The organism is Devosia beringensis (assembly GCF_014926585.1).
Lineage (GTDB): Bacteria > Pseudomonadota > Alphaproteobacteria > Rhizobiales > Devosiaceae > Devosia > Devosia beringensis.
In genome coordinates this window covers 2372165-2385710 of the sequence record NZ_CP045422.1, presented here as the reverse complement: position 1 = coordinate 2385710, position 13546 = coordinate 2372165, and the positions used below count along the sequence as shown (strand labels likewise).

The 13546-nt window shown below is 65.1% G+C and carries 17 protein-coding genes; 11 read left to right on the top strand and 6 right to left on the bottom strand.

The window, feature by feature from the left end; all coding sequences use genetic code 11:
• Positions 1-2: 2 nt before the first annotated feature.
• Positions 3-1028: a peptidoglycan -binding protein gene (locus GDR53_RS11680; protein WP_193334665.1), complete on the top strand. Its 1026-nt coding sequence runs from the start codon at positions 3-5 to the stop codon at positions 1026-1028.
• Between the two features lie 208 nt (positions 1029-1236).
• Here GDR53_RS11680 and GDR53_RS11675 read toward each other — a convergent pair whose 3' ends face one another.
• Positions 1237-3057, bottom strand: coding sequence for an ABC transporter ATP-binding protein (locus GDR53_RS11675; protein ID WP_193334664.1), 1821 nt, complete (start codon positions 3055-3057; stop codon positions 1237-1239).
• A 222-nt stretch (positions 3058-3279) separates the two neighbouring features.
• Here GDR53_RS11675 and rpmE point away from each other — a divergent pair, with 222 nt between their 5' ends.
• Entirely contained in the window at positions 3280-3501 is a 222-nt protein-coding gene (rpmE, locus tag GDR53_RS11670; RefSeq protein WP_193334663.1) for a 50S ribosomal protein L31, read from the top strand.
• 98 nt (positions 3502-3599) lie between these two features.
• Here the strand turns inward: rpmE and rcdA are convergent, their stop codons facing one another.
• Positions 3600-4118, bottom strand: coding sequence for a protease adaptor protein RcdA (gene rcdA / locus GDR53_RS11665; protein ID WP_232846612.1), 519 nt, complete (start codon positions 4116-4118; stop codon positions 3600-3602).
• A gap of 310 nt (positions 4119-4428) precedes the next feature.
• A complete protein-coding gene (locus tag GDR53_RS11660; RefSeq protein WP_193334662.1) occupies positions 4429-4599 on the bottom strand; it encodes a hypothetical protein in 171 nt (56 codons plus the stop codon).
• Between the two features lie 384 nt (positions 4600-4983).
• Here GDR53_RS11660 and GDR53_RS11655 point away from each other — a divergent pair, with 384 nt between their 5' ends.
• Positions 4984-5175, top strand: coding sequence for a hypothetical protein (locus tag GDR53_RS11655; RefSeq protein ID WP_193334661.1), 192 nt, complete (start codon positions 4984-4986; stop codon positions 5173-5175).
• Positions 5176-5212: 37 nt separating this feature from the next.
• On the opposite strand, the gene GDR53_RS11650 is transcribed toward GDR53_RS11655, so the two are convergent.
• Positions 5213-5395, bottom strand: coding sequence for a DUF1192 domain-containing protein (locus tag GDR53_RS11650; RefSeq protein ID WP_193334660.1), 183 nt, complete (start codon positions 5393-5395; stop codon positions 5213-5215).
• Positions 5396-5473: 78 nt separating this feature from the next.
• Between GDR53_RS11650 and GDR53_RS11645 the strand changes: the two genes are divergently transcribed.
• The 4 genes from GDR53_RS11645 to GDR53_RS11630 all read left to right on the top strand — a co-directional run bounded on the left by GDR53_RS11645 (position 5474) and on the right by GDR53_RS11630 (position 10017).
• Positions 5474-6487: an NAD(P)H-quinone oxidoreductase gene (locus tag GDR53_RS11645; RefSeq protein WP_210321322.1), complete on the top strand. Its 1014-nt coding sequence runs from the start codon at positions 5474-5476 to the stop codon at positions 6485-6487.
• A gap of 143 nt (positions 6488-6630) precedes the next feature.
• Complete coding sequence (locus tag GDR53_RS11640; RefSeq protein ID WP_193334659.1) at positions 6631-7356, top strand: DUF1013 domain-containing protein; 726 nt, start codon at positions 6631-6633, stop codon at positions 7354-7356.
• Positions 7357-7374: 18 nt separating this feature from the next.
• Positions 7375-9225: a monovalent cation:proton antiporter-2 (CPA2) family protein gene (locus GDR53_RS11635; RefSeq protein ID WP_193334658.1), complete on the top strand. Its 1851-nt coding sequence runs from the start codon at positions 7375-7377 to the stop codon at positions 9223-9225.
• A 24-nt stretch (positions 9226-9249) separates the two neighbouring features.
• A complete protein-coding gene (locus GDR53_RS11630) occupies positions 9250-10017 on the top strand; it encodes a sulfite exporter TauE/SafE family protein (protein WP_193334657.1) in 768 nt (255 codons plus the stop codon).
• 73 nt (positions 10018-10090) lie between these two features.
• On the opposite strand, the gene GDR53_RS11625 is transcribed toward GDR53_RS11630, so the two are convergent.
• Positions 10091-10261, bottom strand: a complete 171-nt coding sequence (locus GDR53_RS11625) for a YdcH family protein (RefSeq protein WP_193334656.1) — start codon at positions 10259-10261, stop codon at positions 10091-10093.
• Between the two features lie 155 nt (positions 10262-10416).
• Between GDR53_RS11625 and GDR53_RS11620 the strand changes: the two genes are divergently transcribed.
• From GDR53_RS11620 to GDR53_RS11610, 3 genes are all read left to right on the top strand, one after another.
• A complete protein-coding gene (locus GDR53_RS11620) occupies positions 10417-10632 on the top strand; it encodes a YdcH family protein (RefSeq protein WP_193334655.1) in 216 nt (71 codons plus the stop codon).
• A gap of 106 nt (positions 10633-10738) precedes the next feature.
• Positions 10739-11203 (top strand): 5-(carboxyamino)imidazole ribonucleotide mutase, encoded by a 465-nt coding sequence (gene purE, locus GDR53_RS11615; protein ID WP_408639803.1) that lies wholly within the window; start codon positions 10739-10741, stop codon positions 11201-11203.
• A gap of 39 nt (positions 11204-11242) precedes the next feature.
• A complete protein-coding gene (locus GDR53_RS11610; protein WP_193338067.1) occupies positions 11243-12295 on the top strand; it encodes a 5-(carboxyamino)imidazole ribonucleotide synthase in 1053 nt (350 codons plus the stop codon).
• A gap of 7 nt (positions 12296-12302) precedes the next feature.
• Here the strand turns inward: GDR53_RS11610 and GDR53_RS11605 are convergent, their stop codons facing one another.
• Positions 12303-13073: an alpha/beta fold hydrolase gene (locus tag GDR53_RS11605; RefSeq protein WP_232846611.1), complete on the bottom strand. Its 771-nt coding sequence runs from the start codon at positions 13071-13073 to the stop codon at positions 12303-12305.
• Positions 13074-13225: 152 nt separating this feature from the next.
• Here GDR53_RS11605 and rpsU point away from each other — a divergent pair, with 152 nt between their 5' ends.
• A complete protein-coding gene (gene rpsU / locus GDR53_RS11600) occupies positions 13226-13495 on the top strand; it encodes a 30S ribosomal protein S21 (RefSeq protein ID WP_193334653.1) in 270 nt (89 codons plus the stop codon).
• Positions 13496-13546 lie beyond the last annotated feature (51 nt).

Sequence of the window (13546 nt, the reverse complement as noted above, 5' to 3'; positions counted from 1 at the left end):
CCATGCCGGGAGCCCGTTCCCGCCGGCGCATCGAGGCCAATTACTGGCCCGGTTTCGTCGACGCCCTGTCGAGCCTGCTGCTCGTCATCATTTTCATGCTGAGCCTGTTCATGCTGACCCAGTTCTTCCTCGGTCAGGAACTGCAGGGCCGCGACACCGCGCTCGCCCGCCTCAACAGCCAGATCGCCGAACTGACCGACCTGCTGCAGCTCGAACGCGCCAATGCCGACGACCTCAACAGCCAGATCGCCAACCTGACCGCCACCCTGGGCAGCACCCAGGCCGACAATGCCAGCCTTGCCAGCCAGCTCGAGGGCATTGGCGCCGGCATTGGCGACAAGGACGCCGCCATTGCGGGCCTGCAGGGCGACCTGGAGGCCGCCCAGGAGCTTTCCGACGAAGCCAATGCCCAGGTGGCCCTGCTCAACCAGCAGCTGGCCGCCCTGCGCACCCAGATCGGCGCGCTCGAGACGGCGCTCGAGGCCTCCGAAGCCCGCGATACCCAGTCGCGCACCCAGATTGCCGATCTCGGCCGCCGCCTCAATGTCGCGCTGGCCCAGCGGGTGCAGGATCTCACGCGCTATCGCTCCGACTTCTTCGGCCGCTTGCGGCAGATTCTTGAAGGCCGCGCCGATGTCCGCGTCGTGGGCGACCGCTTCGTCTTCCAGTCCGAAGTGCTGTTCGATCCCGGCCAGGCCGATGTGCAGGCCGGCGGCCTGCCTGACCTGGACGCCCTGGCCGACGCCATCCTGCAGCTCGAAACCGAGATCCCCGCCGATATCAACTGGGTGCTGCGCATTGACGGCCATACCGACAGCCGCCCGATCAGCAATGCCCGCTTCCCGTCCAACTGGGAGCTCTCGGCGGCCCGGGCCATTTCGGTGGCGCAATATCTGGTGAGCCGCGGCGTGTCGCCCAACCGCCTGGTCGCGGCCGGCTTCGGCGAGTTCACCCCGCTCGACCCGGGCAATACCGACGAAGCCTATCGCCGCAACCGCCGCATCGAGTTCAAGCTGACCGAGGGGTAGGCAGGCATTATCAGCCTGTCCCCCACCCTTGGCGCTGCGCGCCGTCTCTCCCCACAAGGGGGAGGGAGACGATGAACCCGGATTTCAGGGTCTTCCCTTCCCTCCCCCTTGTGGAGAGGGTGGCCCCGACGGGGTCGGGTGGGGGTATAGGCCGAGATGTATGCCGAGATGTATCAGGTGTCCTGCCGCAAACAGGAAGCCCCAGAACCTAGCCGATAACGTCATCCAGCCGGAACTGCAGCCGCGCCAGTTCGGCATAGCGACCGCCCTTGGCCACCAGCTGGTCATGCGTGCCTGCATCGATGATGCGGCCCGCTTCGAGTACCAGGATCTTGTCGGCATCGCGGATTGTCGCCAGCCGGTGCGCGATCACCAGCGTGGTGCGGCCTTCCATCAAGCGCTCCAGTGCCGTCTGCACCAGCCGCTCGCTCTGCGCATCCAGCGCCGAGGTGGCTTCGTCCAGCAGCAGGATCGGGGCATTCTTGAGAATGGCGCGGGCAATCGCCAGGCGCTGCTTCTGCCCACCCGACAGCATCACGCCGCGCTCGCCGACAATGGCGTCATAGCCCAGCGGCAGCTCCATGACGAAGTCATGCACCAGGGCCGCCCGGGCCGCGGCCTCGACCTCGCCCATGTTCGCCTCGGGTTTGCCGAAGCGGATATTGTCGGCAATGGTGCCGGCAAAGATCGTCGGCTCCTGCTCGACATAGGCAAAGCGCTGCCGCAGTTCCTCGAGCCGCACGCTGCGGATGTCGAGGCCATCGACAAGGATGGCGCCGCTGCTGACGTCATAGAACCGCTGCAGCAGCGACAGGGTTGTCGACTTGCCCGAGCCGGACGGGCCGACCAGCGCCACCGTCTGGCCCTTGGCCACGGTAAAGCTCAGATCGCGCAGCACCTGCTCATAGCCGCTGGTCTCGTAGCCGAAATCGACATTCTCGAAAGCCACCGTGCCCAGAGCCGGCACGGGCAGTGCCACCGGATGCTCCGGATCGGTGATGCTCGCCTCGGTGTCGAGGATTTCGGTCAGGCGCTCCGTCGCACCCGCCACGGTCTGCAGGATGCCCAGCACTTCGCTGACATTGGTCAGCGCGCCCGAGGCCATCAGCGCATAGACGAGGAACTGGGTGAGCTGGCCGGCGGTCACCGTGCCGGCGAAGACCGCACGGGCGCCCCACCAGACCAGGAACACCACGGCTGCCGTGCCGAGGAAAATCACCATGCCCACCAGCACCGAACGGGCGCCGAGGCGCTTTATCTCGGCCTGGTAGCTGTCTTCGCTATGGGCGTCATAGATCGCTGACTGGGTCTTTTCCTGGGTGAAGGATTTGACGGTGCGGGTGGCGCCCAGCATTTCGGTCGCCATGGCGGAAAGGTCCGCCAGCGCATCCTGGGTCTTGCGCGACATGCCGCGCAGCCGGCGCGAATAGGCGACAAGCGGGATCAGCAGCGCCGGGGCGGCGATCACCACGGCCAGGGTCAGGGTCGGGCTGGTCAGGAACATCATGACCAGCGCGCCGATAATGGTGACCAGCGAGCGCAGGGCCAGCGAGAAGCTCGAGCCCACCGCATTGCGGATCACCGCGACGTCGCCATTGAGTCGGCTGGTCAGCTCGCCCACCCGATTGGTATCGAAATAGCGGGCATCGAGCCGCAGCAGATGCAGGAAGGCGGCCTGCCGCAGATCGGCCAGCACGCGCTCCCCGATTACCGAGATGAAATAGAACCGCGCGCCGCTGGCAATGGCCATGACCGCGGCAATGCCCACGATCAGCCAGCCATAGCGGCCGACATTTTCGAGGTTCTGCTCGATGAAGCCCTCATCGATCGCGCCGCCCAGCACCGCCGGAATCGACAGCGAGGACACTGCCGAGATCAGCAGGAACAGCACGGTCAGCGACAGCCGCACCGGATATTTGAGAATGAAGGGCAGCAGGCGCCGCAACGGCTGCAGCTTGCGCACCGGGGTCGTCGGCTGGGATGTGGGGATGCTCGTGTCGGCCTGAACCGGGACGGATTGGTCAGTCATCGCTCGGTTACGCCACTCTTTTAGAGATGGGGTCCGGAAATCCCGGGCCGCGCTGAGGCTCCGATATAGGCACTGGCACCTGCCGCGGCAACCGCTTTGTCCGGCGTGAAATTGCCGCGCCACGCCCTTGCAGATTGGCCTTCTCTTCTGTATGAAGCGCCCAACACCAATTCCAGATGCTCTCCGGGCGCCACGGCGCCCGTTTGATTTGAGGCGAATACCATGAAGGCTGATACCCATCCGGACTACCACTTGATCAATGTGGTGATGACCGACGGCACCAAGTACCAGACGCGCTCGACCTACGGCAAGGACGGCGACACTCTGCAGCTCGACATCGATCCCAAGACCCACCCGGCCTGGACCGGCGGCACGGGCCAGCTGCTCGATCGCGGCGGCCGCGTCTCGCGCTTCAAGGAGCGCTTCAAGGGCCTGGGCATCTAAGCCAGCCTTTGGCAGAATTGAAAAACCCGGCCATTGTGCCGGGTTTTTTGTTGTCGAAACGGTGGTGGGGCCTGGTCTGGCGCTCAAGCGCGACCGGCTCAGGCGCGCCCGAAAGCCGCCTTGAGCCGTGCCAGCTGGTCGGCAATGCCATTGGCGGTGCCCGGATCCATCTCGCTCATGCGGCCGCGTTCGAGCACGTCAAACTGCATCACCCGGTCAAACAGGCGGTCGCCCTTGTCGATGAAGTCGCGCAGAACCGGCGGTAGCTGGTCATAGCCTGGCCCGCCGCGTTCGGACGGCGTGGCGGAGAACTTGACCTTCTCCTTTTCGGAGCGGGCATTTTCCTTGGTGATTTCGCCTTCATTGACCGCCCGCTGCAGCAGCAGCCAGGAGGCCAGCTGCATCAGCCGTGTGGTCAGCCGCATGGATTCAGTGGCGTAGACGAAGGACGCCTCGCGGCTGAGGATCCGGCTGTCGCCGCGCCCCTCGCCATCGAGATAGGAGGCGACATCCTCGATCAGGGTCATGCCTTCGCGATAGAGCGTATCAAAGCCGCCCGCAGCCACGATGCGTGGGCCGATCGCAATGGCCGCCCCGTTCTCGTTCCCCTCTGCCAACCAGACGTCTCCCTGTTCTGGCGCCCAAGTCAGGCGCCGGCACCGGGCGCCCTGTCATCAGGCGCCACAAGCCATGAAGACAGGTTTAAAAGCATGGCAATTGGATGATCAAGGGACCCCAAAAACAAAAAAAGAGCGGTAGGAACCGCTCTCGAAGTTAACAGGGAGGCGTCAAACAGAGGGAGAAACCACTCTGAAAAATCCAGAACAATCTGAATATCCTCACGTTACCGACAATTGCTTAAGGGCGCGTTAACGACGTTCAATTGCTTAACCTTACCCGATCCAGGCCGGGATTTCTGGGCTGCGTTCAGAAGAGAACCGCCAGAAACTGCCCGACAAGGGCAAACACGCCGATCAATCCGACCCAGCCCGTCAGGGCCAGCATCAGGATCAGAAATCCGCGCGGTGGCAGGTCTATGGGCGCCTGGCGATGGGAAATCGGCGTTGATTTCTGGGATCTGGAGAAGCCTTGGCTCATGACACATCATCCTTCGCTCGCTACCCGGGCAATTTTGCACGCGCGGACTGAATGCCTACCAGTTCAGTAGTGTATTAGCCTCCCAGACATGGCGGGCTGGAAAAATCATGCCCTCTGCGGCCGCCTCAGGCGGAATCCCGTGTCCTGCCTGCCTGGAGCCGGACACTCCAGGGGCCCACAAAAGCTTAACGGGGCCTTAACGGCGACCAGCAAATTGCCAGTTAACAAGGCACCCCGCCTTAACCCTGTCGCTTGCAGGTCTATTCACTTCCCGCGCCGGCATGGTCAGTTTGCCGCACACCCAATCAACCACAAGCTCCGGCGGACAGCAGCCTCACCCCTGCTGCGCCCACCGGTGTCGCGACATCAAACTGGAGAGCCACGATGGCCACATTATCTGCGGCAACGGCCGCAAGCCTGCTTGTGGGCCTGATGGCCATCGCCCCCAGGCCGGGCAGCAGCGCCACCACGCCTGTCCGGCCCGGCCGCATGCCCGACCATGGCCGCCACGATACGCCGCGCCGTGCGGTCTCAACTGTCTCGATTGCCGCCCCGCCCCGGCCCACGCGCTCCTGATCGCTCCGGGCGCGGACCCGGTTACCGGCCATCGGATCTAGAGTTTGAACACCGATTCGGCCGCCTGCCTTGTGGCACCCCGCGCCGTGATCGCCGCCCGCAGGCGGACGATCTCCGCCTCGAGCAGGCTGATGCGCTCGCTCAGCTCTTCCACTGACATGGTTTCGATATCCATGCCCACCGCATGCGTCCTGGGCTTGTCCACTGCGTCTTCATCCATGCCAGCCTCCTGCGTTTGGAAGGGGCAGCTTAGCGCGACGGGCTTGCCGGGCAAGCCTGCTTCGTCCAGCATGGCGCCATGACCCCAGCTGACACCATGCATGCCATAGCCATCACCGCGCCCGGCGGGCCTGACGTCCTGCAGCGCCAGCCCTGGCCCATGCCGCCCTGCGGGCCTGATGAGGTGCTGATCCGTGTTGCGGCGGCCGGCGTTAATGGCCCGGACCTGGCGCAACGTCGCGGCGTCTACGATCCGCCCCCCGGCGCTTCGCCACTGCCCGGCCTCGAAGTGGCCGGCGAAGTCGCTGCGACCGGCGCCAATGTCAGCCAGTGGCAGCTCGGCGACCGCGTCATGGCCCTGACAAATGGCGGCGGCTATGCCGAATTCGTCGCCGTTCCCGCCGGCCAGGTGCTGCCCGTCCCCGAAGGCTGGAGCCTGGCCGAGGCGGCCGCCCTGCCGGAAACCTGGTTCACCGTCACCCAGACCCTGGTGCTGCGCGCCGGTCTGGCGTCCGGCATGAGCGTGCTGGTGCATGGCGCGGCCGGCGGCATTGGCGGCGCCGCCATCCAGATCGCCACCATCCTGGGGGCACGCGCGATTGCCGTGGTCTCGTCGCCCGCCAAGGCGGCCTATGCCACCCGCCTGGGGGCAGTCGCCACCATCGACTACACCACCGAAGACATCGTCGCCCGCACGCTGGCGCTGACCGAGGGCCGCGGCGTTGACCGCGTGCTCGACATCATCGGCGGCGCCATGGCCCAGACCAATATCGAGGCCTGCGCCCGCGGTGCGCATATCGTCCAGGTCTCAACCCTCGACGGCGGAAACGCCCAGATACCCTTGCGGACGCTGATGGCAAAGCAGTTGACGCTGTCGGGCTCCACCCTGCGCCCGCAGACGGCCGCCACCAAGGCCGACATCGCCGACCATATCCGCACCCATCTGCTGCCGGCACTGTCGGCGCCCGACTTTGTCAAACCCGCGATCACCCCGTTCCCGTTTGACCAGGCACCCGCCGCCCACCGCGCCATGGAGGCACGCGGCCATATCGGCAAGCTGGTGCTGGTAACGCCCTTCGGTGCCAGGGCTTAGCCGCGCTGCCGGTGGGCAAATCCTACATTGCCATTGCGGATCAGCGGGCAAATCCATATATTGTCCCTGTTCCCCCTCAGCACGAAGCAAAGAGGCGGAGCGGTCCGGAGGAAAACCGGCCGCGCCTGCAGGAGAGATTTATCATGACCCAGCCACTGTTGATGCCCAAGGCGACCGCCGTCTGGCTTGTTGACAACACGGCGCTGTCATTCGAGCAGATCGCCGCCTTCTGCACCCTGCATCCGCTGGAAGTTCAGGGCATTGCCGACGGCGACGTCGCCGGCGGCATCATGGGTGCCAGCCCGATCCAGAACGGTCAGCTGACCCGCGAGGAGATCGAGAAGGCCGAGGCCGATCCCAATTACCGCCTGATCCTGAGCGAGCCCAAGGTTCGCGTCGCCGCTGCAAAGCGCAAGGGTCCGCGCTATACCCCGATTTCGCGCCGCAACGAGCGCCCCAACGCCATCAAGTGGCTGGTCCGCAACCATCCCGAACTCAAGGACGCCCAGATCATGCGTCTGGTCGGCACCACCAAGTCGACCATCGACTCGGTGCGCGAATCCACCCACTGGAACGCTGCCAACCTGGCGGCGATGGATCCGGTGACCCTGGGCCTCTGCAGCCAGATCGACCTCGATCTTGAAGTGCGCCGCGCCTCCAAGGGTGGCCCGGGCGTCGACGAGGCCGAGGAAGGCACCATGCTGATGACCGCCGAGGAGGCCCTGGCCCGCTCCGGCAGCCGCGGCCACACCGACGAGAACGGCGAATTTGCCGCCAACGATCATCGCCCTGCCGAAGCGCAGGACGATTTCGACGCCGACTCGGTCTTCTCCCGACTCAAGTCGATCCAGACCGACTCCGACAACTAGGCAGAAACGACCAGCAGAATGGAAAACAACATCCTGCTGGTCATTTTCGTTCTGCTGGCAGCCAGCGTGGCGCTGGTGCCGCTGGCCAAGGCGGCCGGCCTGGGCACGGTCCTGGGCTATCTGGCCGCCGGCGTGCTGATCGGGCCCTATGGCCTGCGCCTGGTATCGGACAGCGATACCACCCGCCACATCGCCGAATTCGGCATCGTCATGATGCTTTTTCTCATCGGCCTTGATCTGCAGCCCCGCGAAATCTGGCGCATGCGCCACAAGGTGCTGGGCCTGGGCGTCACCCAGATCATCGTCACCTCTGTTGTCGTCATGCTGCTGCTGACCCTGACGGGCCTGCACTGGAACGTCGCCCTGATCATGGGTATGGCCCTGTCCATGTCCTCCACGGCCATTGCCATGCAGACAGTGGCCCAGCGCGACATCACCAGCACCGATACCGGTCGAGCCAGCCTCGCTATCCTGCTGGTGCAGGATGTGGCCATCATTCCCGTGCTGGCTGCCATTCCCCTGCTGGCCATCGCCGGCAGCGGCGCAGCGATCAATGCCGAAGTCACCCTGGCCGTCGAGGCTCTCGACAATCCAATCGACTGGCTGATGCCCCTGTCGGTGGTCGGCGCCTTCATCGCCGCCCTGGTGGCCGGCCGCTATGTCGTGCGGCCGATATTGGGCTATGTCGCCCGCACCGGCCTGCGCGAAGCCTTTACCGCCATGGGCCTGGCCATGGTCGTGGGCGCCGCCATGATCACGCAATATCTCGGCCTGTCGCCGGCTCTGGGCGGCTTTATCGGCGGGGTCCTGCTGGCCGACAGCGAATATCGCCATGAACTCGAGAGCAATCTCGAACCCTTCAAGGGCCTGCTGCTCGGGCTGTTTTTCATCTCGGTAGGCATGTCGATCGCCTTTTCGGTGCTGGCGACCGACCCGCTCGGCATCGCCGCGCTGGTGATCGGCCTCGTCGCGGTCAAGATGGTGATCCTGTTTGGCTTGGCCAGCTTTTTCCGCATGCACTTCGCCGACCGCATGCTGATCGCCATCATGCTCAGCCAGGCCGGCGAATTTGCCTTTGTCGTGCTGCAGCTCGCCCGCACCGAAGGCGTCCTCGAAACGGCCCAATACGACACCATGAGTGTGGTGGTGGCGCTCTCGATGGTCACCACGCCGCTGCTGCTGCTGGTCTTTGACAAGCTGATAGCGCCCCGCCTGGACGCGCGCGGGGCCACTCACCCCGCCGACTCCATCGACGAGCACCGCAAGATCGTCGTGCTCGGCTATGGCCGGTTCGGCCAGATCGTCACCCGCATGCTGCGCGCCCAGGGCTTCGAGATGACGCTGATCGATGATGATCCGGTGCAGATCGAGCTGGTCCGCCGCTTCGGCGTCAAGGTATTCTACGGCGACGCCGCCCGGATCGACCTGCTGCAGGCTGCCGGCGTGCAGCATGCCGAACTGGTGGTGATCGCCGTTGGCGGCCGCGACCGCATCCTGGCCGTGGCCCGCAACATGCGCCGGCACTATCCGCACGTGGCCATCGCCGCCCGCGCCGTCGATCGCGGCCATGCCCATGACCTGATGGCCCTGGGCATCGACGTCTTCGAGCGCGAGACCTTCCTGTCCGCCATCAATCTGGGCGCCAAGGTCCTGGTTCGGCTCGGCCACTCGCCCGAGGAGGCCGAGCACCTCGCCCGCGCCTTCGAGGCCCATGACAACCAGCTGCTGGTCGACAGCTTTGCCGTCCGCGAGGATGAAAACGCCTATGTCGGCATGGTGCGCAACTCCATGGGCCTGCTCACCGCTGCCATGACTGCCGATCCACCGCCGGCCCCGGTTGACAAAGCCACGGCAAAGCGTACCGACTAGTACGACCCTTCCCGGACTATCCCCATGCCCATCATCGACCCCTATTTCATCACCATCGCCGTGATTGCGGTGCTCGTTGTCGGCCTGTCCAAGGCCGGCCTGCTCGGCAGCCTGGGCATGGTCGGCGTGCCGCTGCTGAGCCTCGTCATGCCTGCCCGCGACGCCGCTGGCATGATGCTGCCGGTGCTGCTGGCCATGGACGTGATCGCCGTCTGGACCTATCGCAAGGACATCGACTGGCGCATCATCCGCATCATGCTGCCCGGTGCGGCAGCGGGCACCCTGCTGGGCTGGGCGCTGTGGTCGATCGTGTCGGACGATGGCGTATTGCTGTTCGTCGGCGTGGTGACGCTGCTGTTCATCCTCGATGCCATCCTGCCGCTGCGCAAGAAGCTCGAGGGCCTGCCGCCATCAGGGCCATGGGGCACATTCTGGGGCGGCTTTGCCGGCTTTACCAGCTTCATCAGTCATACCGGCGGCCCGCCCTTCCAGATCTACGTGCTGCCGCAGCGGCTGACGCCGCAAGTCTATGCCGGCACCACGTCGGTGTTCTTCGCCATCGTCAACACGGCCAAGCTCATCCCCTACTTCTTCCTGGGGCAGCTCAGCCTGCACAACCTGACCCTGTCGGCCTCGCTCATTCCGGTGGGTATTGTCGGCGTGCTTGGCGGTGTCTGGCTGGTCCGCCGCATCTCGATGGTGTGGTTCTATCGCATCGCCTACTGGCTGGTGTTCCTGCTGGCACTCTACCTGGTCTGGAAGGGGACAACCGGCCTGCTCGCCGGCGCATGAGGCAACAAAAAAGGGCCGCGGCAAATGCCGTGACCCTTTCCACCCTATGGGAGGGTAAAACTGTCGCCGCGTGTCAGCCTGTCATGCTGAATTTGTGGAGCTCGTCCTTCACTTCGAGTTTCTTGCGCTTGAGTGCGCTGACCGTAAGGTCGTCGGCCTTGGTGCTTTGCAGCTCGGCCTGGATCTGGCGGTCCAACTCCTGGTGGCGCCGTTCGAGCGCCGCGATATGCCCTTCAGTCGTCATGACAACTCCTTGAAAGCCTCTGTGGACACCTGATCGTCACAAAAAATTCACGCAATGTCGACTGTCTTCGTGACCCAATGGGAAATCATGTGCAAATCCACCCGTGATCGGTTAACCAAGGGTGTGTTTTACGGCGTTGGGGTGCGCTCGAATTGATGTTGTCGCTCACCAAGGAAGAAGAAGCCCGATACGGCCTGGAACTGGCGACAAAACGCCAGGAACACAGCGATCTCAACGCGGCCATCGATACGCTGACCGAGTCCCATGTCGCCGATCGCATGCTGATTCAGCGGCTGAAAAAGCGCAAGCTGGCGCTCAAGGATCGCATTGTCGAACTCGAGAACATTCTGCTGCCCGACATCATCGCCTGAGGGGGTCCGAAGGCTTGATGTGTGGCGACAATTGGGCTAGTTCCGCGCTTTGCAAAGACCGATAGGGGAATCGGCCGTGCTCACCAAACCACCCATTGCCATCGTCATGGGCAGCCAGTCCGACTGGCCCACCATGCGTCTCGCTGCCGAAACGCTCGAGGCCCTCGAGGTGGAATATGAGGCGCTGATCGTCTCGGCCCATCGCACCCCCGAGCGTCTGGTCGAATTTGCCAGCACGGCCCGCGCCGAGGGTTTCAAGGTCATCATTGCCGGCGCCGGTGGCGCCGCCCATCTCCCCGGCATGATCGCCGCCATGACCCCCCTCCCCGTCTTTGGCGTGCCGGTGCGATCCAAGGCCCTCAATGGCCAGGACAGCCTGCTTTCCATCGTGCAGATGCCCGGCGGCATTCCCGTCGGCACCCTGGCCATCGGCGAGCCGGGCGCCATCAATGCTGCCCTGATTGCCGCGGCCGTGCTGGCGCTGTCCGATGACGAGCTGGCTGATCGCCTCGATGCCTTCCGCGCCCGACAGACCGCTGCCGTCCCGCTGTTTCCCGCCGATACCGAGTAACCCGTGGCCCATGATACGACGCCGCTGCCCGCCGGCAGCATGATTGGCATTCTCGGCGGCGGCCAGCTGGGTCGCATGCTCGCGCTCGCCGCCAGCCGCCTGGGCATGCGCACCCACATCTTCTGCCCCGATCCGCATAGCCCCGCCTTCGAGGTCACCCCGCACAGGACCGTCGCGGCCTATGACGACCTGGCCGCGCTCGCCGCCTTTGCCGATGTCGTCGACGTCATCACCTATGAATTCGAGAACGTCCCGGCCGCGACCGCCGAATTCCTGGCCGCCCGCAAGCCGTTACGGCCTGGCGCCAATGCCCTTTCCATCTCCCAGGATCGCCTGGCCGAAAAGGCATTCCTCGCCGGCAAGAACATTCCCGTCGCCGCCTACCGCGCCGTGGAAACCCTGGCCGACCTGGACGCCGCCATTGACGCCCTGGGCCTGCCCGCCGTGCTCAAGACCACAAGGCTGGGCTATGACGGCAAGGGGCAGCGGGTGCTGCGCGACCGCACCGATGCCGCCGCAGCCTTTGCCGCATTGGAGCCCAAGCCGCTGGTGCTCGAAGCCTTTGTCCCCTTCGACAAGGAAATCTCCGTCGTCGTGGCGCGTAACGCCAATGGCGAGGTGCGCAGCTTCGACGCCGCGCAAAACGTCCACACCAACCATATCCTGCACACCAGCACCGTGCCCGCCGACATCCCGCCTGGCGTCGAGAAACACGCTGCCATGCTGGCCAAGGTCATCGTCGTGGCGCTCGACTATGTCGGCGTGCTGGGTGTCGAGTTCTTCGTGCTACCCGGCGATCGCCCGACCCTCGTCGTCAACGAGATCGCCCCGCGCGTACACAATTCCGGCCACTGGACCGAGGCCGTCTGCCTCACCGACCAGTTCGAGCAGCATATCCGCGCCGTGCTTGGCTGGCCGCTCGGCGATCCCGCCCGCATGGCCGACGCGGTGATGGAGAATCTCATCGGCGATGACGTCGCCAAGGTGCCGGCCGAGATCGACGGCAATACCCAGCCGCACCTCTACGGCAAGGCAGAGGCCCGCCCCGGCCGCAAGATGGGCCACATCAACACCATCACCCGCCGCCGCTGACCCCGACTCAGCGCGCCAGCCAGGCGCGCATGGCATCCGCCACCGCCTCTGGCGCTTCCATCGCGGACATGTGCCCCGCGCCGCCGAACACCGCCAGGGCCGCGCCGGGAATGGCTGCGGCCATTTCCTCGGCCAGTGCCGGCGGCGTCAGCGTGTCGAGCGCGCCCACCCCGACCAGCGTCGGCACGGCAATGGCGCCCAGCAGGGGCCGCGAGTCGATTCGGTCCATGATCGCCTGCTGGTGTCGCCGATACGCCTGTGGCCCCGTCCGCTCGGCCATGGCTACGACTTCGGCGGCCAGCGGCGTATTGAGGTGCTCTGGCGCCAGCAGGCCCGCCTGCATCGCCCTCACCACGATGCCGAACTTGCCTTCTGCCGCCGCGGCCATCCCCGCCCGCCGTGTTTCGCGCCGGGCGTCGTCATCGGCCCGGGCCGAAGTGTCGAGCAGCGCGAGCCGCTCGACCCGCTCGGGCGCCTGCCGCATGATCTCGAGCGCCACATAGCCACCCATCGAGAGCCCGGCGACGCAGAATCGCCCCGGGGCCAGCGCCAGCGCCGCCCGGGCCATGCCGGCAATGGAATCCTCTGCCCCCAGATCGGCCACGATCGGTCGCACCTGCTCGCCCAGACCCGCCACCACATCGCGCCACAGTCGGGCATCGCAGTTCAATCCCGGCAGCAGGATCAGCGTGCTGGTCATCTTCATCTCCTTGCGGCAAATCATCGCCTGGACTGTTTCCTGCGCCGCCAGATCAGGCAAGTCGGGCGCCAGCTTCATCACGGTTTTTCTCCACGAGTCGGTGGACAAGGCCGGATAGCTGGGCTATAGAGCGGCCCACGGTGATCAGCCCTGCTGGTCGGCGACGGGGTTTTTGCCGCGGCGCCACGATCCATACCCACATGTCCAAGCTTCGAAAGGGCGGTTGACCTTTGCAAGTAGTCGTTCGCGATAATAACGTAGACCAGGCGCTCCGCGCACTGAAGAAGAAGCTGCAGCGCGAAGGCGTCTTCCGGGAGATGAAGCTTCGTAACTATTACGAGAAGCCATCTGAGAAGAAGGCTCGTCAGAAGGCTGAGGCTATCCGCCGCGCCCGCAAGCTGGCGCGCAAGCGCCTGCAGCGTGAAGGCGGTCTGCCCGCTCCGGCACCGCGTCCAGGTCAGCCCGTTCGCCCAAGCGCATCGGCAACGCCGCGCAACTAAGCGCGACGTCACCCTAAAAATTCAAGCGCCGTCCTTCGGGGCGGCGTTTTG

Coding starts and splice junctions, on each gene's coding strand:
- GDR53_RS11605 (WP_232846611.1), bottom strand. CDS start 13,073: ATGAAGCTGGCGCCCGACTTGCCTGATCTGGCGGCGCAGGAAACAGTC.
- rpmE (WP_193334663.1), top strand. CDS start 3,280: ATGAAGGCTGATACCCATCCGGACTACCACTTGATCAATGTGGTGATG.
- GDR53_RS11630 (WP_193334657.1), top strand. CDS start 9,250: ATGCCCATCATCGACCCCTATTTCATCACCATCGCCGTGATTGCGGTG.
- GDR53_RS11680 (WP_193334665.1), top strand. CDS start 3: ATGCCGGGAGCCCGTTCCCGCCGGCGCATCGAGGCCAATTACTGGCCC.
- GDR53_RS11640 (WP_193334659.1), top strand. CDS start 6,631: ATGACCCAGCCACTGTTGATGCCCAAGGCGACCGCCGTCTGGCTTGTT.
- GDR53_RS11635 (WP_193334658.1), top strand. CDS start 7,375: ATGGAAAACAACATCCTGCTGGTCATTTTCGTTCTGCTGGCAGCCAGC.
- GDR53_RS11620 (WP_193334655.1), top strand. CDS start 10,417: ATGTTGTCGCTCACCAAGGAAGAAGAAGCCCGATACGGCCTGGAACTG.
- GDR53_RS11655 (WP_193334661.1), top strand. CDS start 4,984: ATGGCCACATTATCTGCGGCAACGGCCGCAAGCCTGCTTGTGGGCCTG.
- GDR53_RS11625 (WP_193334656.1), bottom strand. CDS start 10,261: ATGACGACTGAAGGGCATATCGCGGCGCTCGAACGGCGCCACCAGGAG.
- GDR53_RS11675 (WP_193334664.1), bottom strand. CDS start 3,057: ATGACTGACCAATCCGTCCCGGTTCAGGCCGACACGAGCATCCCCACA.
- GDR53_RS11610 (WP_193338067.1), top strand. CDS start 11,243: ATGATTGGCATTCTCGGCGGCGGCCAGCTGGGTCGCATGCTCGCGCTC.
- GDR53_RS11650 (WP_193334660.1), bottom strand. CDS start 5,395: ATGGATGAAGACGCAGTGGACAAGCCCAGGACGCATGCGGTGGGCATG.
- GDR53_RS11645 (WP_210321322.1), top strand. CDS start 5,474: ATGACCCCAGCTGACACCATGCATGCCATAGCCATCACCGCGCCCGGC.
- purE (WP_408639803.1), top strand. CDS start 10,739: ATGGGCAGCCAGTCCGACTGGCCCACCATGCGTCTCGCTGCCGAAACG.
- GDR53_RS11660 (WP_193334662.1), bottom strand. CDS start 4,599: ATGAGCCAAGGCTTCTCCAGATCCCAGAAATCAACGCCGATTTCCCAT.